Annotated in this window: 16 protein-coding genes and 1 riboswitch; of the genes, 9 read left to right on the top strand and 7 right to left on the bottom strand. The window is 73.8% G+C overall.

Translation table 11 applies throughout. The features are described 5' to 3' along the window. Window positions 1-9: 9 nt before the first annotated feature. The 5 genes from ACFC1X_RS23385 to thiO form a co-directional block, all read right to left on the bottom strand. Entirely contained in the window at window positions 10-897 is an 888-nt protein-coding gene (locus ACFC1X_RS23385; protein ID WP_376356558.1) for a deoxyribonuclease IV, read from the bottom strand. Beyond that, window positions 894-2,831, bottom strand: a complete 1,938-nt coding sequence (gene pknB / locus ACFC1X_RS23380; RefSeq protein ID WP_376356556.1) for a Stk1 family PASTA domain-containing Ser/Thr kinase — start codon at window positions 2,829-2,831, stop codon at window positions 894-896. Before pknB ends, ACFC1X_RS23385 begins: the two co-directional genes overlap by 4 nt. A gap of 205 nt (window positions 2,832-3,036) precedes the next feature. Continuing rightward, window positions 3,037-3,834, bottom strand: a complete 798-nt coding sequence (locus ACFC1X_RS23375; RefSeq protein WP_376356554.1) for a thiazole synthase — start codon at window positions 3,832-3,834, stop codon at window positions 3,037-3,039. A gap of 3 nt (window positions 3,835-3,837) precedes the next feature. Then, on the bottom strand, window positions 3,838-4,038 hold the full coding sequence (gene thiS / locus ACFC1X_RS23370) for a sulfur carrier protein ThiS (RefSeq protein ID WP_122614953.1): 201 nt from the start codon (window positions 4,036-4,038) through the stop codon (window positions 3,838-3,840). Then, window positions 4,035-5,249 carry a glycine oxidase ThiO gene (gene thiO, locus ACFC1X_RS23365; RefSeq protein ID WP_376356551.1) on the bottom strand — a complete coding sequence of 405 codons (1,215 nt, stop codon included), beginning with the start codon at window positions 5,247-5,249 and terminating at the stop codon, window positions 4,035-4,037. Before thiO ends, thiS begins: the two co-directional genes overlap by 4 nt. Next, a riboswitch (TPP riboswitch) is annotated at window positions 5,247-5,358 on the bottom strand. Its footprint overlaps the gene before it by 3 nt. Window positions 5,359-5,410: 52 nt before the next feature. On the opposite strand from thiO, the gene ACFC1X_RS23360 reads away from it, so the two are divergent. The 6 genes from ACFC1X_RS23360 (at window position 5,411) to ACFC1X_RS23335 (ending at window position 10,358) form a co-directional block, all read left to right on the top strand. Next, a complete protein-coding gene (locus ACFC1X_RS23360) occupies window positions 5,411-5,761 on the top strand; it encodes a hypothetical protein (protein ID WP_376356549.1) in 351 nt (116 codons plus the stop codon). An 89-nt stretch (window positions 5,762-5,850) separates the two neighbouring features. Next, entirely contained in the window at window positions 5,851-7,074 is a 1,224-nt protein-coding gene (locus ACFC1X_RS23355; RefSeq protein WP_376356638.1) for an NAD(P)/FAD-dependent oxidoreductase, read from the top strand. 57 nt (window positions 7,075-7,131) lie between these two features. After that, complete coding sequence (locus ACFC1X_RS23350) at window positions 7,132-7,497, top strand: Rv2175c family DNA-binding protein (RefSeq protein ID WP_122614951.1); 366 nt, start codon at window positions 7,132-7,134, stop codon at window positions 7,495-7,497. A gap of 119 nt (window positions 7,498-7,616) precedes the next feature. Continuing rightward, a complete protein-coding gene (gene thiE / locus ACFC1X_RS23345; protein ID WP_376356547.1) occupies window positions 7,617-8,276 on the top strand; it encodes a thiamine phosphate synthase in 660 nt (219 codons plus the stop codon). Between the two features lie 106 nt (window positions 8,277-8,382). Next, window positions 8,383-9,306, top strand: coding sequence for a methylenetetrahydrofolate reductase [NAD(P)H] (gene metF / locus ACFC1X_RS23340; RefSeq protein WP_376356545.1), 924 nt, complete (start codon window positions 8,383-8,385; stop codon window positions 9,304-9,306). 56 nt (window positions 9,307-9,362) lie between these two features. Continuing rightward, a complete protein-coding gene (locus ACFC1X_RS23335) occupies window positions 9,363-10,358 on the top strand; it encodes a hypothetical protein (RefSeq protein WP_376356544.1) in 996 nt (331 codons plus the stop codon). 36 nt (window positions 10,359-10,394) lie between these two features. Here the strand turns inward: ACFC1X_RS23335 and ACFC1X_RS23330 are convergent, their stop codons facing one another. Together ACFC1X_RS23330 and ACFC1X_RS23325 are read right to left on the bottom strand one after the other, a co-directional pair. Beyond that, window positions 10,395-11,894 carry a phytoene desaturase family protein gene (locus ACFC1X_RS23330; protein WP_376356542.1) on the bottom strand — a complete coding sequence of 500 codons (1,500 nt, stop codon included), beginning with the start codon at window positions 11,892-11,894 and terminating at the stop codon, window positions 10,395-10,397. 447 nt (window positions 11,895-12,341) lie between these two features. Further along, entirely contained in the window at window positions 12,342-12,971 is a 630-nt protein-coding gene (locus tag ACFC1X_RS23325) for a TetR/AcrR family transcriptional regulator (protein WP_376356540.1), read from the bottom strand. 184 nt (window positions 12,972-13,155) lie between these two features. Between ACFC1X_RS23325 and ACFC1X_RS23320 the strand changes: the two genes are divergently transcribed. The 3 genes from ACFC1X_RS23320 to ACFC1X_RS23310 all read left to right on the top strand — a co-directional run bounded on the left by ACFC1X_RS23320 (window position 13,156) and on the right by ACFC1X_RS23310 (window position 15,343). Further along, the gene (locus tag ACFC1X_RS23320) at window positions 13,156-13,704 is read left to right on the top strand and encodes an SAV_6107 family HEPN domain-containing protein (RefSeq protein ID WP_376356538.1); all 549 of its coding nucleotides are present in this window, start codon (window positions 13,156-13,158) and stop codon (window positions 13,702-13,704) included. Between the two features lie 152 nt (window positions 13,705-13,856). Beyond that, entirely contained in the window at window positions 13,857-14,660 is an 804-nt protein-coding gene (locus ACFC1X_RS23315; protein ID WP_376356536.1) for a methyltransferase, read from the top strand. A 278-nt stretch (window positions 14,661-14,938) separates the two neighbouring features. Next, window positions 14,939-15,343, top strand: coding sequence for a spore wall synthesis complex protein (locus ACFC1X_RS23310; RefSeq protein ID WP_064727439.1), 405 nt, complete (start codon window positions 14,939-14,941; stop codon window positions 15,341-15,343). Window positions 15,344-15,378: the final 35 nt, after the last annotated feature.

Below are 15,378 nucleotides of genomic sequence, written 5' to 3'. Positions count from 1 at the left end.
GGACGCGGATCAGCCGTCGCGCAGCTTCTTCAGCCGCTCCACGTCCGCCGCGTGCCCCTCCTTGCCGCCCGGCGTCTCGATGATCAGCGGCACGCCCTCGGTCGCGGGGTGGGTCATCAGCGCCCGGAACGGGTCCTCGCCGATGTGCCCGGCGCCGATGTTCTCGTGCCGGTCCTTGTGGGCGCCCGCCACGTCCTTGGAGTCGTTGGCGTGGATCAGCTTCAGCCGGCCCGCGCCGACCGTGTCCACCAGCAGGTCCAGGGTCTGGTGCATGCCGGACGGGCCGGTCAGGTCGTGCCCCGCCGCGAAGACGTGGCAGGTGTCCAGGCACACGCCCAGCTTCGGGTGGGAGTCCAGCGCCTCGAAGTACGGGCCGAAGTCCCAGGTCCGCGAGCACAGCGAGGCGCCCTGCCCGGCGGTCGACTCCAGCAGGAGGAACGGGTCGTCGTCGTGGGTCAGCTCGTCGAGCAGCGGCAGCAGGTACTCCCGCACCTGCTTGAGCGCCACCGACCTGTCCCGTCCGCCGGTCGCGCTGCCGGTGTGCACGACCACGCCCAGCGCCCCGATGGCCCGACCGCGCCGCAGCGAGTGCCGCATGGACTCCACCGACCGCTCCGCCGTCGCCTCGGTGTGCGAGCCGAAGTTGATCAGGTACGGGGCGTGCACGTACGCCGGGATCGACTCGGCCGCGCAGGTCTCCCGGAACGCCTTGTCCTGCTTCGGGTTGCCGGCCGGTGTGGCCCAGCCGCGCGGGTTGGCGACGAAGACCTGCACGGTCTCCGCCTTCAGCTCACGGGCGTAGGACAGCCCCACGGAGTGCAGCCCGCCGGCCACGGGGACGTGACCGCCGACCGGGTTGCGGGGGAGCGCGGGCGTCCCGCCCCTGCCCCCGGTCATCGGATGGTGATCCTGATGGTGGAGCCCTCGGCCGCCGTGTCCCCGCCGTCCACGGACTGCTTCTTCACCGTGTCGCCGAACAGCCCGAGCAGCCCGCGGTCCTCGTCCACCTGGAAGCCGGCCTCCGTCAGCTTCCGCTTGGCGTCGTCCACGCTGTCGCCGACCACGTCCGGGACCTCGATCTGCCGGGGGCCCTTGGACACCGTGAGCGTCACGGTGTCGCCCTCGGCGGCGCGGCTGCCCGGCTCCGGGGTCTGCCGGGCGACCTGGCCGCTGTCGTACTCGGAGTTCACCCGCGTCTCGTCGACCTTCACCTTGAGGCCGGCCTCGGTCAGCTGCGTCCGCGCGTCCTCCAGGCCGACGCCGGCGACGTCCGGGACGTCCACCGGGCTGCCCTTGCTGACCACGAGCGCGACCGCCGAGCCGCCGCGCACGGTGGTGCCCGACGCGGGCTTGGTGGAGATCACGAAGCCCTTGGGCACCTCGTCGCTGAACGCGCGGGTCACCATGCCCGGCTCCAGCCCCTCGTCCTTCAGCAGAGTGCGGGCCCGGTCCAGCTTGTAGCCCTCCAGGTCCGGCAGCTTCACGGTGTCGGGGCCGTCGGAGACCGTGAAGGACACGGAGTCGTTCTTGCGGATCCGGGACCCCACGCCGGGGTCGGTGCTGATGATCTTGCCGCGGTCCACGGTGTCGCTGTGCGCGTGCCGCACCTTGCCGACGTCCAGCCCGGTGTCCTCCAGCCGGTCGCGGGCCTCCGCCTCGGTCTTCGAGAGCAGCGGCGGCACCTTCGTGAACTGGCCGGAATTGATGTACCAGACGCCGGTGCCCAGGCCGAGCACCAGCAGCACGGCCAGCACGATCGTCAGTGGGCCCCGCCGCACCCCCGGCCGGCGGCGCCGGGGCGGGTCCGGCGGGGGAGACGCCAGCCGGCTGGTGTGCTGGACTCCGTCGTCGGCGGCGCCGTACTCGTCCTCGTTGACCGGCAGCGGCCGGGGCACGGTGAGCGAGCGCGGAATGACACTCGTGCGGTCCTCGGCATTGTCGTGCTCCGTGGAGAGCGCCTGCGGCGGCACCGCGTCCAGCTGCTCGGCGGTCAGCGCCGCGCGGGCCTCACGGGCCCGCGCGAGCAGCGCCACGGCGTCGTACGGCCGGATCTCCGGGTTGCGCGCGGTGGCCGCGGCGACCAGCTCATCCAGCTCGTACGCCATCCCCGGCACGGCGGAGGACGGCGGCGGCACGTCCTCGTGGAGGTGCTTGTAGAGCACCACCGCGGCCGAGTCCCCCTCGTGCGGCTTGCCGCCGGTCAGCATCTCGTAGAGCACCACGCCGCACGCGTACACGTCGACCCTGGGGTCGGCGGCGCCGTGCTCGACCTGCTCGGGCGCCAGGTAGGAGACGGTGCCGAGGACGGCGCCGGTGGTGCTGGTGACGGTGTCCACGGAGCGGACCAGGCCGAAGTCGGCGACCTTGACCCGGCCGTCGTCCCCGATCAGCACGTTCTCCGGCTTCATGTCCCGGTGCACGAACCCCGCACGGTGCGCGGCGCCGAGGGCGGCCAGCACCGGCTCCAGGATGTCCAGCGCGGCCCGCGGCCGCAGCGCACCGCGCTCGCGCAGCACGTCACGCACGGTGCAGCCCGCGATGTACTCCATGGCCAGGTAGACGTACGCCCCGTCGGCCCCCTGGTCGAAGACCTGGACGACATTGGGGTGGTCGAGGCGGGCCACCGACTTGGCCTCGCGGATGAACCGCTCGACGAAGCCGGCGTCGGTCGCGAGCGCCGGGTGCATCACCTTCAGCGCGAGCACGCGGTCCAGGCGGGTGTCCACGGCCCGGTAGACCGTGGCCATCCCGCCGACCGCGATCCGCGCCTCGACGCGGTACCGGCCGTCGAGCACCTGCCCGACGAGAGGGTCCTGAAGGGTCGTGTCCACGCAGGCGAGTGTACGAGCCACGACCGACACCCCGCGCTCGCCGCCCGCCACCGGGGCGGTACTGCAGCGCACCTGTGACGCACGTGACACGTACCGGGTCACGACGGTCGGCCGCCGACGGCGCCGCACCCCCACGGGAGAGCCCAGCCTCTTGTCCGACTGGAAACGGGTGGTGCGTGGGTGGGAAACGTCCTACAACGCAGGGTCACTGAAAAGCAGGCCGCTCCGGATCAAGCTCAGCCAGCCCCTCCGCAGAAGACGACGCCGACGCGAAGTGCCGCCGAGGAATCCGCCCGGCCCGCCGGGCCAACCGCCCCGCCTCCACCGCGGCCCGCATCCCCGCAGCCATCAACACCGGCTCCTGCGCCCGCGTCACCGCGGAGGCGAGCATCACACCCGCACACCCCAGCTCCATCGCCAACGCCACGTCCGACGCCGTACCGGCCCCCGCGTCCAGAATCACCGGCACCCCCGCGCGCTCCACGATCAGCTCGAAGTTGTGCGGGTTGCGGATCCCGAGCCCCGACCCGATCGGCGAACCCAGCGGCATGATCGCCGCACACCCCACGTCCTCCAGCTTCCGCGCGAGAACGGGGTCGTCGTTCGTGTACGGCAGCACCGTGAACCCGTCGTCGACCAGCGTCTCCGCCGCCTCCAGCAGCTCGATCGGGTCCGGCAGCAGCGTGCGCTCGTCGGCGATGACCTCCAGCTTGACCAGGTCCGTGCCGAGCGCCTCGCGTGCGAGCCGGGCGGTGAGCACCGCCTCCCCGGCGGTGAAGCAGCCGGCCGTGTTGGGCAGCACCCGGATGCCGAGCTTCTCCAGCACCGACAGCACGGACCCGTGCACCGACGCGTTCACGCGCCGCATCGCGACCGTGGTCAGCTCCGTCCCGGAGGCCACCAGCGCGCGCTCCAGCACGTCCAGGCTGGGCGCCCCGCCGGTACCCATGATCAGACGGGACGCGTACGACGTGCCGTCGAGGACAAAGGGATCGTCGGCCATGGTTCAGCCTCCTTGCACAGCGGTGAGGACCTCGACGCGGTCGCCGTCGGCCAGGGCGGTGGCGGACCACCGCGCGCGCGGGACCACGGTTTCGTTCAGGGCGGCGGCCACTCCGGACGGCGCGGTGGTGAGCGTGCCCACCAGGGCGTCCAGGGCGGTACCGGGAGCCACCTCGCGCGGCTCGCCGTTGACGGAGATGTTCATGCGGACTGCTCCGAGAGTGCGGGGGCGGCGTCGAAGCGCCGGGGGGTGAAGGGGCGGGCCTCGTCCGGCAGCTCCCCGGTGGTCAGGGCGTGCGCCATGGCGTCGCCGGTGACGGGGGTGAGCAGGACGCCGTTGCGGTGGTGCCCGGTGGCCAGCAGCAGCCCGTCGAGGCCGGTCGGTCCGAGCAGCGGGGCGTTGTCGGGGGAGGTGGGGCGCAGGCCCGCGCGGGTCTCCGTCAGGGGCAGCTCCGTGATGCCGGGGACCAGCTCGTGGGCGTCGCGCAGCAGCTCGTAGACGCCCCCCGCGGTCACGGTGGTGTCCCAGCCCAGCTCCTCGCTGGTGGCGCCGACGACCAGCTCGCCGCTCTCCCGGGGCACCAGGTAGACGTGGTTGCCGCGCACCACGGCGCGCACGGTGCGGTTCAGCAGCGGCCCGTGCGTCCGCGGCATCGTCAGCCGCAGCACTTGCCCCTTCACCGGCCGTACCGGCGGCAGCACGGCGTCCGGTACGCCCGCGAGCCGCCCGCTCAGGCTGCCCCCGGCCAGCACCACCTGCCCGGCCTCCAGCGCGGTTCCGTCGGCGGTGGCGACCCCGGTGGCCCGCTCCCCGGGCCCGACGATGAGCCGGTCGGCCCACACCCGGTGGAAGACCACGCCCGCCCGCTCACAGGCGGCCACGAGCGCGTGGGTGAGGCGCCGGGGGTCGATCTGGTGGTCGCCGTCCACCCGCAGGCCCCCGCGCACGCCCGGCGCGAGCATCGGCTCCAGGCGCCGGCACTCACGTCCCGACAGCCACTCGGACTCCAGGCCGGAGCGCTGCTGGAGGGCGTGCAGTTCGCGCAGGTGGGCGCGGTCGTCGGCGTCCAGCGCGACGGCGAGGGTGCCGCAGCGGCGGTAGCCCAGGTCATGACCGGTGACGTCGGTCAGCTCGGCCGCGAACTCCGGGTAGCGGCGGGCCGAGGCGAGGTTCAGCGAGAGCAGCGTCTGCTCGCCGTAGTGCAGCTCCGTGACGGCGGCCAGCATCCCGGCCGCCACCTGCGCCGCCCCGCCGCCCGGCTCGGGATCCACGAGGGCGGTGACGAGCCCGCGCTGCGCGGCCCGCCAGGCGGTGACCAGACCGATGACGCCACCGCCCACCACGAGGACGTCGGGCCTACGGGACACGGTGGGTGACGACACGGTGTGTGACGAGCTGTGTGTTGAGGACGGCATGGGCGTCCAGCCCCTCCCTTCGCCGGCATGACCCGGATCAGGTTCGTACGGTCGGAGGCCGCCAGCCTCCCTCTCAGCCCGGTGCGTCCGGGCTCCCGCGAGTGCTTTACGTTGGCCAGCCTAGCCCGCAGCGCCTCGCACTCGTAAGGGAGCCTCCGCCCGTGACCCGTTCACTCCACGGACTCGTCCTCGCCCCCGTCGCCGACCAGGCGCCCGGCCAGGTGGGCACCCGCACCCGGTTCACGTACCACGAGCGGGACGGCGCCGTCTGGGCCGACTACGCGGGCGGCGACGTCGTCCGCGGCCACCTGGTGGGTACCCGCGCGGGGGACCGGCTCGACTTCCGGTACGTGCAGCTCAGGACCGACGGCAGCACGGCGTCGGGGCACTGCGTGTCGACCGTGGTGGAGCTGCCGGACGGCCAGGTGCGCCTGGAGGAGAGCTGGGAGTGGGAGTCGCGCCCCGGCAGCGGCACGAGCGTTGTGGAGCAGGTCACGGTGCACGAGCACTGACTGACAAATTGTCAGGTGGCTAAGGTGATCAGGTGAGCGAGCAGACGCGGGAGCGGGGACCGGAACCGGCGGCGGACGACGCGCGCCGCGTGGTCGTGGTGGGCGCCGGCATGGCGGGCGTGCAGACCGCCGTCGCCCTGCGGGAACAGGGCTTCACCGGCACCGTGACACTGATCGGCGCCGAGCCCCACCAGCCCTACGACCGGCCTCCGCTGTCCAAGGCCGTCCTGCTCGGCACGGCCGAGGGCTCCGCCTTCGACGTCGACTTCGAGGCACTCGGCATCACCCTGCGGCTCGGCTGCGAGGCCCTGGGCGTCCGCCCCGGCGCGCACCTCCTGGACACCTCCGAGGGACCCGTGCCGTACGACTCCCTGGTCCTCGCGACCGGCGCCGAACCGGTCCGGCTCCCCGGCACCGACGGCGTGCCGGGCGTGCACCTGCTGCGCACCCTGGACGACGCCGAACGGCTGCGCCCCGTCCTCGCCCGCCGCCACGACATCGTCGTCGTCGGCGCGGGCTGGATCGGCGCCGAGTTCGCCACCGCCGCGCGTGAGGCCGGCTGCGCGGTGACCGTGGTGGAGGCCGCCGACCGGCCGCTCGCCGACGCGCTGCCCGCCGAGGTGGCCGCGCCGATGACCGCCTGGTACGCCGACGCGGGCGCCGCCCTGCGCACGCACGCGCGCGTGGAGCGCGTCGAGCCCGGCGACCCCGGTGACCCGGGGGAGCCCCTCCGGGTCGTCCTCGACGACGGCACCCGGCTGCCCGCCGACGCGGTCGTCGTCGGCATCGGCGCCCGCCCCTCCACCGCGTGGCTCGCCGGCTCCGGGATCGCCCTCGGCGCGCACGGCGAGGTCCTGGCCGACGACCTCCTGCGCACCTCGGCGCCGGACGTCCACGCGGTCGGCGACTGCGCCTCCTTCCCCTCCGCCCGCTACGGCGAGCGGCTGCTGGTGCACCACTGGGACAACGCCCTCCAGGGCCCGCGCACCGTCGCCGCCGACATCGTCGGCGCCCCCGCGGGCGAGACCCCGGCGGCGTACGACCCGGTGCCGTACTTCTGGTCCGAGCAGTTCGGCCGCTTCGTCCAGTACGCCGGTCACCACACGGCCGCAGACACGGTCCTGTGGCGCGGGGACCGCACGGGCCCGGCCTGGACGGTCTGCTGGCTGCGCGAGAACCGGCTGGTCGCCCTCCTGGCGGTGGGCCGCCCCCGCGACCTGGCGCAGGGAAAGCGGCTGATCCAGGCGGGCACGACGATGGACCCGGTGCTGCTGGCCGACCCGGCGAGGCCGCTCAAGGGGGCGACGGCGTAGCACCGGTCCGGACGGGTCCGGCTTCCTCCTGTCAGTGCCAGATGGCAGGCTGGAGACGTGACCGAGATTGACGCAAAGACCGATGCTCTCGTGCCTGCCTGGCTCACCGTTCCCGACATCGCCGAAATGCTCGGTGTCGAGGTGACCCGCGTACGCCAGCTGATCAAGGAAGGCCAGCTCATCGCCGTACGGCGGGGTGAGAACCGCGCGCTGCACATCCCGGCGGCCTTCATCGACGAGGACAAGGTCGTCAAGGGCCTGGTCGGGACCCTGACGCTGCTGCGGGACGACGGCTTCACGCCGGAGGAGATGCTGGAGTGGCTCTTCACCCCCGACCCGACCCTGCCGGGCACCCCGGCCCAGGCACTGAGTGAGAATCGCGGCACGGAGGTGAAGCGCCGCGCCCAGGCGCTCGCCGTCTGACCCGACCCACACCGCCCGGCGTACGGGCCGCGCGACCGCCACGGTCCGCGGCCCGTACGCCGCACGGCCGTGCGGCCCGCGCCGGCCCACGCCATCCACCGACCCGGGGGGACACCCGCATGCCCGACACCGCTCCGACCACCGCCCGCGCCCGGCTCGCCGACGCCCGGCTCTACCTGTGCACGGACGCCCGCCGGAGCCAGGGCGACCTGCCCGAGTTCCTGGACGCCGTACTGGCCGGCGGCGTCGACATCGTGCAGCTGCGCGACAAGGGCATGGAGGCCGCCGAGGAGCTGGAACACCTGGCGGTCCTCGCCGACGCCTGCGCCCGGCACGGCAAGCTCCTCGCGGTCAACGACCGCGCGGACGTCGCGCACGCCGCCCGCGCCGACGTGCTGCACCTCGGCCAGGGCGACCTCCCGGTCCCCGCCGCCCGGGCGGTCCTCGGCGACGACGTCCTCATCGGGCGGTCCACGCACGCCGAGTCCGAAGCCTCCGCCGCGGCCGTCCAGGACGGCGTGGACTACTTCTGCACCGGCCCGTGCTGGCCCACCCCCACCAAGCCCGGCCGCCACGCCCCCGGCCTCGACCTGGTCCGCCACACCGCGTCGCTGGGCACCGACCGCCCCTGGTTCGCCATCGGCGGCATCGACCTCGGCAACCTCGACGAGGTGCTGGAGGCGGGCGCCCGGCGGGTCGTCGTCGTCCGCGCGATCACCGCCGCCGACGACCCGGGCGCGGCCGCGGCCGAGTTCGCGAAGCGGCTGCGGCAGCCGTAGGCGGATGCCGGAGGCATGTGTCCAAGGGGTGGACAACAAATCGACAATACGGACAAATATCCCGCATCCGGTTGGGTGACCGCCGCCCCCTGGCTAACCTGCCCGTATGGCCCTCGGAACCGCAAGCACGAGGACTGACCGCGCCCGCACGGTGCGTGACATCCTCGCCACCGGCAAGACGACGTACTCGTTCGAGTTCTCGGCGCCGAAGACGCCCAAGGGCGAGAAGAACCTGTGGAGCGCGCTGCGCCGCGTGGAGGCGGTGGCCCCGGACTTCGTCTCCGTCACCTACGGCGCCGGCGGTTCCACCCGCGCGGGCACGGTCCGGGAGACCCAGCAGATCGTCGCCGACACCACGCTGACCCCCGTGGCCCACCTCACCGCCGTCGACCACTCCGTCGCCGAGCTGCGCAACATCATCGGCCAGTACGCCGACGCCGGGATCCGCAACATGCTCGCCGTGCGCGGCGACCCGCCCGGCGATCCGACGGCCGACTGGATCGCGCACCCGCGGGGACTGACCTACGCGGCCGAACTGGTCCGGCTCATCAAGGAGTCGGGCGACTTCTGCGTCGGCGTCGCGGCCTTCCCGGAGATGCATCCGCGCTCCGCCGACTGGGACGCGGACGTGAAGCACTTCGTGGACAAGTGCCGGGCCGGCGCCGACTACGCGATCACGCAGATGTTCTTCCAGGCCGAGTCCTACCTGAGGCTGCGCGACCGGGTCGCCGCGGCGGGCTGCGAGACCCCGGTCATCCCCGAGGTCATGCCGGTGACCAGTGTGAAGATGCTGGAGAGGTTGCCGAAGCTCAGCAACGCCTCGTTCCCGCCGGAGCTGAAAGAGCGGATCCTCACAGCCAAGGACGATCCGGCGGCTGTACGCTCCATTGGCATCGAGTTCGCCACGGAGTTCTGCGCGCGGCTGCTGGCCGAGGGAGTCCCCGGACTGCACTTCATCACGCTGAACAACTCCACGGCGACGCTGGAAATCTACGAGAACCTGGGCCTGCACCACCCACCGCGGGCCTAGACCGGCCGCACATATTTACGACACACTGCGTAACGGCCACTGGGAGAGGGGCGTACATGGGCTGGACGGTCCTCTACATCGCGTTCGGCGTGGTCGCGCTGTGGCTGCTCGGTGAGGTGCTGCTGCAGTACAAGGCGCGGCTGCGCTGGCGGCTGCTCGCCTTCGGCGGCTTCGTCGGCGTGGTCGCCGGCGTGCTGATGTCCAACGTGCTCGTCATCGGGCTGGGCGCCGCCGCCTTCGCGGTCGGCCAGACCTACGTCACCCTTTCGTTCCGCCGCGGGTTCGAGGCCGGCTGGGCGGTCAACGCCCCGGCGAGCCTCGTCGGCAAGCGCGGCCGTCCCGAACGGGGCCGCCAGGAGCCGACGCTGGAGGTCTCCGGCCTGGAACCGGCCGACACCGGCCAGGGCCACCGGGACGGCTACGACGACCACGCGGGCCACGCCCCGTCCCAGGACGGCCTGTCCTACGGTCACGACGACTACGACCGCGACGACGTCTTCACCCCGGCACGGCCCGGCGCCCCCACGGCCGCCGAGACCACCGCCGTCTACGAGCCGCAGCCGATGCCGGACGACACCGGCTCCTACGGCGTCTACGCCGACTCCGGCTACGGCCACGACCAGCAGGCGCCGGCCGCCGCCGCGCCGGGCGCCGACCAGGCCTACGCCTACGACTACTCGGGCTACGGGCAGCAGGGGTACGGCTACGACACCGGCGCCCAGCAGCAGTACGCCGCCTACTCCGACCCGTACATCGGCACCCACGCCTACGGCGGGGCGTCGTACGACACCGGCGGCTACGACACCACCGGTGCGCAGCAGCAGTACGGCCAGCAGGGCTACGGGCAGGACCAGTACGCCACCGGCACGCAGGGCGGCTACGGCGGCGAGACCCCGGCCGGCGGGGTGTGGGTGCCGCAGCAGCGCAGCACCGACGACCCCTACGGCGGCGAACTCCCGCCGGAGCAGCAGTACCCCTACCAGGACAACGGCCAGGCCCAGGGTCAGGGCCACGGACAGGGCCAGGGATACGACGAGCAGTACCGCTTCTGACGGCTCCTCCGGCGCCCGGTGACCGTCCCCGGTCGCTCACTGGGAGCCGCGGAACTCCGGTCCCTCCACCACGAGTCCGGCGACCAGCGCGCCCGACATGCCCGCGTGCGGGAGGCCCCCGCCGGGGTGCGACCAGCCGCCGGCCGTGAACAGGCCCGCCACGCGCGTGCTGTTCGCGGCGTGCAGCAGCCGTCCGCCGGCCGCCGCCAGCGCCGGCACCGGAATCGCGCCGTCCGCCACGCCGGTGGCCGCGGCGACGTCGGCCGGGGTGCGCACCTCGCGCCACAGGAGACGGTCCCGGAGGCCGGGTATCGCCCGCTCGGCGGCATCGACGAGGCGTTCGGCCCCGTCCTCGGCGTCCACCCCCTCGCCCGCGGGCACCACCGAACTGAGGGTGACCGCCTCGTGGTCCGCGTCCGGCACCAGCGCCGGGTCGTCGGGCCGCAGGACGGTGACGGTCGGACGCGCGGGCATGCGCGGCTCCGGGCCGAACAGCGCGGCCAACTCGGCGTCCGCGTCCGGCGCGTGCACCACCGTCCGGTGCGCCGTGCCCTCCGCACGCCCACCCCGCAACGCCAGATGCACCGTCAGCCGGCTCGCCCCACCGCGCTGCGGCGGGACCTCGCCCGCACCCCGCACCGGCGACCCACCGCACAGCCGGTCCAGCACGTCCGGCGCCACCCCGGCGACCACGAACTCGGCCTCCGCCAGGCCCCCTTCGGCCAGCTCCACGCCCGCCACCCGGCCGTCCTTCTCGACCACTCCGGTGACCTCGGTGTCGAAGCGGAACTCGACCCGGCGGGCCACACACCGCTCGTACACCGCGCGCGCCAGCTCCCGCAGGCCGCCACCGCGCACGTACCACATCCCGAACGCGTACTCCATGTACGGCAGCACGGCGGTGTTCGCCGGGGCGGTCCGGGGATCCAGGCCGTACGCCAGCGCGTGGCTGCCCAGGAGGGCGGCGAGCCGGGCGTCGCGCAGCTCCCAGGCACCCACCTCGGCGAGCGTGCCGGCGCGACGGGTGCGCAGCAGCCGCTTGTGCGGGACCGGCGGGTAGGGGTCGCGTTCGGCCAGCACCTCCCAGTTCGGCCACAGGGGCTCCTCCAGGAGCGGGCGGCGCGTCCGGTCCCAGGCCTCGCGGGCCCGCACGAGGAAGTCGCTCCAGCGACGCCCGGCCGTCGGACCGAGAGCCGCGTCCAGGGCGTCGACGACGCCCGCCCGAGAGGCGTTCGGCAGCGCGACCTCCGTGCCGTCCGCGAAGACGTGCCGTGACGACGGGTCGACCTTGACCAGCTCGACACAGTCCTCCAGCGGTTCCTTGCCGGTCTTGACGAACAGATCGCGCCAGACCGCGGGCAGCGGCAGCAGACCGGGGCCGGTGTCGAAGGAGAACCCGTCCCGCTCGAAGCGGCCGAGGGCTCCGCCGTACGTCTCCGTCCGCTCGTACACCACCACCCGGTGGCCCGCGACGGCCAGCCGGGCGGCGGCCGCCATCGCGCCCATCCCGGCGCCGATCACCGCAATCCGTGCCATGCCAGGGACTTTATCCGCCGCCACCGACAGTCCTGGTCCGGCCTGGTCGGGCCTCGTCCGAGTACCGCGACGGACGCTCGGGTGACCAGTGGCCGGCGTGCCGCTGTGAGCCGGGGTGCGCAGGACTGAGTATCCGTACCTAGCCGCGTAGATGAGTACCCGCGCGGATGGGCCTCGACCTGCGGGAACGAGAGAGTGGAGGCACGGAGAGGGGCGCGGCTCCGGTACCGGCGACACGGGGTGCCGGAACGGAGCCGGGCCCGCGATCCGCTCCTTCCGCCGGCCGCGGTCGGCGGGAGCGAGGCACGGGGGAACCCGGGGGAACGACCGGCCACGGGGGTTCCGAACGGGGGGACGTAGGGGGAGCAGGAGAAGGCGCCGGTCCGACGGCGGCCCGCGGGGGACGCGGCCACCACGGACCGGCGTTCTTCATGTGCGGGCGGCGGCTCAGCGGCAGCCGCTCACCCGCCCCTGGAGCAGCCGCGACAGCGCGGCGTGCACGTCGTCCAGGGAGCGCTCCGGCTGGAACGACTGCCAGTCCAGCGCGGCCACCAGCACCATGCCCACCAGCGCGGCGGCGGTCAGCGGCACGTCGATGCCGTCGCTGAACTCCCCGCTCGCCACGCCCTCGCGCAGCACGCCCTCCACTACCGCCACGGCCTCCTGCCGGACCACCAGCAGAGTCGACTGCCAGGCCCGGTTGGTGCGCCACAGCTCGGCCACGTACAGCTGGGTGAAGGCCGGGTAGCGGTCGATGAACACGAGCCCCGCGCGGATCATCGCGTCCAGGGCGTCGACCCGGCCGCGGCCCTCCCGCGCCGTCCGCTCCGCCGCCTCCCGCAGCGAGGCGGTGAGCAGCCCGACACCGTGCCGCAGCAGCTCCTCGAAGAGGACGGACTTGCTGGCGAAGTTGTAGTAGACCGTGCCCTTCGCGACGCCGGCCCGCTCGGCGATCTCGTCCACGGTGGTGGCGGAGAAACCCTGCTCGGCGATGAGGGTGACGGCCGCCTCGTACAGCTTCTGCCGGGTGGCCTCGCGACGGCTGCTGCCCGGCGCGGCGGTGCTGCTGCTTTCCATGGTCCGGATTCTCCCAGCACCGCTCGCGCCGCTCTCACCACAGGGCCCGCCCACCGGCCGACCCGAACTGTCGATCGAATCAAAAGTCCAGGTCAGAACGGATTGTCAGTGCCATACCTCACGATGGGCACATACGGCACCTCCTGCCAGGACGTGCCGTCCAGGAGACGACAGGAGGTTCGTCATGGCCCACTCGTCCGCAGCCGCCTCCCGGCGGCGCCGCGCAGCCGGCCCTGCACCCTCACTGAACGGCCCGGCGAGCGACGTGCACCCGGTGCTCCGCCGGGCGACCGCCCCGCCCGCCGCCCTCGACCTGCTCGCCCAGGCCCGCGCCGGCCTGGAGGAGGCCCCCACCCTCGCGACGCCGAACGAGCGCTACGTGACGGCCCACCTCGCCGCCCTGCGCACCGCGGCCGCGGTCCTCGCCGCAAGGGGCCGCCCGGAGACCACCCAGCGGGGCAGGGCCCGCATCCGCAGCGCCTGGGAAGTGCTCCCCGAGATCGCGCCCGAGCTGTCCGACTGGAGCGCCCTGTTCGCCGCGGGCGCCCGGCGCCGGGCCCGCGCCGAGGCCGGCATCCAGGGCGCGGCGGGCCGCCGGGATGCCGACGACCTGATACGCGACGTGGCGATGTTCCTGCGCCTGGTGGAGCGGATGCTGGTCCTCCAGCCGGTCCTGCCCCAGCCCCGCCCCGACTCGGACCAGCCCGATCCCGACCTGCCGGACACGGGATGAGCAGCGCGGGGCACCGGGCGCCACCTTGTGGGCGCGGCGGAGGCAATAGGGTGGGAGGCGCCTGAAGCCTCCCCCTTCCCACGCCGGCGGGGGCGGCAGCCCGTTCGCTCCGCCCGAGTCCGAGGCGGTGCCGCGCCGAGGAGTCAACTGCCGTGCCGGACCCGAGCCCGAACCCCGCGTCGCCGCGCTCCGAGCCCTCGCGCTCCCGGGCGGCCCTGCGCACCGCCGTGGTCTGGGACGTCCTCCAGGACGCCCTGGACCGCCGGGTGAAGGCCACGGGCCGCCAGGCGCTGGACGTCCTCGACACCGGCGGCGGCAGCGGCAACTTCGCGGTGCCGGTGGCCCGCCTCGGCCACCGCGTCACCGTCGTCGACCCGAGCCCCAACGCCCTGTTCGCCCTGGAGCGCCGCGCCGCCGAGGCCGATGTCGCCGACCGCGTGCGAGGCGTCCAGGGGGACGCCCACGGCCTCTTCGACGTGGTCGAGCGCGGCGGCTACGACGTGGTGCTGTGCCACGGCGTCCTGGAGTACGTGGACGACCCCGCCGAGGGCGTCCGCAACGTGGTCGCCGCCCTGCGCGCCGAGGGCGTCCTCAGCCTGCTCGCCGCGGGCCTGGGCGGCGCCGTGCTCGCGCGCGCCCTCGCCGGGCACTTCACGGAGGCCCGGCAGGCCCTCGACGACCCGAACGGCCGCTGGGGCACGGGTGACCCCGTGCCGCGCCGGTTCACCGCCGAACAGCTCACCGGACTGGTCGAGGCCGCGGGGCTGCGGATCGGCGCCGTGCACGGCGTACGGGTCTTCGCCGACCTCGTTCCCGGCGTGCTGGTGGACACCGAGCCCGGCGCCATGGACGCCCTGCTGAAGCTGGAGGCCGCGGCGGCCGAACTCGCCGCCTTCCATTCTGTGGCCACGCAGCTTCATGTGCTCGGTGAGACCGCAGGGACCGACGAGGCCTGAGCGACCCGGTGGGGTACGCCGCTGATCAGGGGCGCGACTGCACATGGAGTACGCCACAGGCCCCCCGAACGGGGGCCACTCGCCGTATGATCGAGGGAGACGGCCCGGCATGACGGGTCGGCCGCTGGGGAATGGGAACTTCAGCGAGCCGGCACGGCCATGACGGAGTCCGGTTGGCCAATTGGCGCAGAGGGGCGGGTTTCACGGGGGCGATTCCCTGCCTATCCTGAAGGGACCCCCCCGGGTCGCCCCGGCGACTGCACGATGAGGAGGACTCCGTGCCGCTCTCGGAGCACGAGCAGCGCATGCTCGAGCAAATGGAGCGAGCGCTGTACGCCGAAGATCCCAAGTTCGCGACAGCGCTCGAGGGAAGCGGGCTGCGTACGTACACCCGGCGACGGGTCTACCAGGCGGTCGCGGGCTTCCTCGTAGGTATTGCGCTCCTCATGGCCGGTATGGTCGCCCAGCAGGTGTGGCTCAGCGTGGTGGGCTTCCTCGTCATGCTGGGTTGCGCGGTGCTCGCCGTGACCGGCTGGCGCAAGGCCCCCAAGCCGGGCGAGCAGCCGGCTGCCGGTGCCGGACCACAGACCGCGGGCCGCCAGCAACGCCAGAAACGCTCGATGATGGACCGCATCGACGAGCGCTGGCAGCGCCGCAGGGATGAGCAGCAGGGCGGCCAGTAGCGCGCCCGAGCAACCGCTCACCAGGACATCCGCGT

The organism is Streptomyces sp. NPDC056128, assembly GCF_042263835.1.
Lineage (GTDB): Bacteria > Actinomycetota > Actinomycetes > Streptomycetales > Streptomycetaceae > Streptomyces.
This window is presented reverse-complemented; position numbering and strand designations above follow the sequence as displayed.

Bases quoted from the DNA above. Each gene is read 5' to 3' on its own strand.
- ACFC1X_RS23385 (WP_376356558.1), bottom strand. From the start codon at position 897: ATGACCGGGGGCAGGGGCGGGACGCCCGCGCTCCCCCGCAACCCGGTC.
- ACFC1X_RS23375 (WP_376356554.1), bottom strand. From the start codon at position 3,834: ATGGCCGACGATCCCTTTGTCCTCGACGGCACGTCGTACGCGTCCCGT.
- thiS (WP_122614953.1), bottom strand. From the start codon at position 4,038: ATGAACATCTCCGTCAACGGCGAGCCGCGCGAGGTGGCTCCCGGTACC.
- thiO (WP_376356551.1), bottom strand. From the start codon at position 5,249: ATGCCGTCCTCAACACACAGCTCGTCACACACCGTGTCGTCACCCACC.
- thiE (WP_376356547.1), top strand. From the start codon at position 7,617: ATGCCCGACACCGCTCCGACCACCGCCCGCGCCCGGCTCGCCGACGCC.
- metF (WP_376356545.1), top strand. From the start codon at position 8,383: ATGGCCCTCGGAACCGCAAGCACGAGGACTGACCGCGCCCGCACGGTG.
- ACFC1X_RS23335 (WP_376356544.1), top strand. From the start codon at position 9,363: ATGGGCTGGACGGTCCTCTACATCGCGTTCGGCGTGGTCGCGCTGTGG.
- ACFC1X_RS23330 (WP_376356542.1), bottom strand. From the start codon at position 11,894: ATGGCACGGATTGCGGTGATCGGCGCCGGGATGGGCGCGATGGCGGCC.
- ACFC1X_RS23325 (WP_376356540.1), bottom strand. From the start codon at position 12,971: ATGGAAAGCAGCAGCACCGCCGCGCCGGGCAGCAGCCGTCGCGAGGCC.
- ACFC1X_RS23320 (WP_376356538.1), top strand. From the start codon at position 13,156: ATGGCCCACTCGTCCGCAGCCGCCTCCCGGCGGCGCCGCGCAGCCGGC.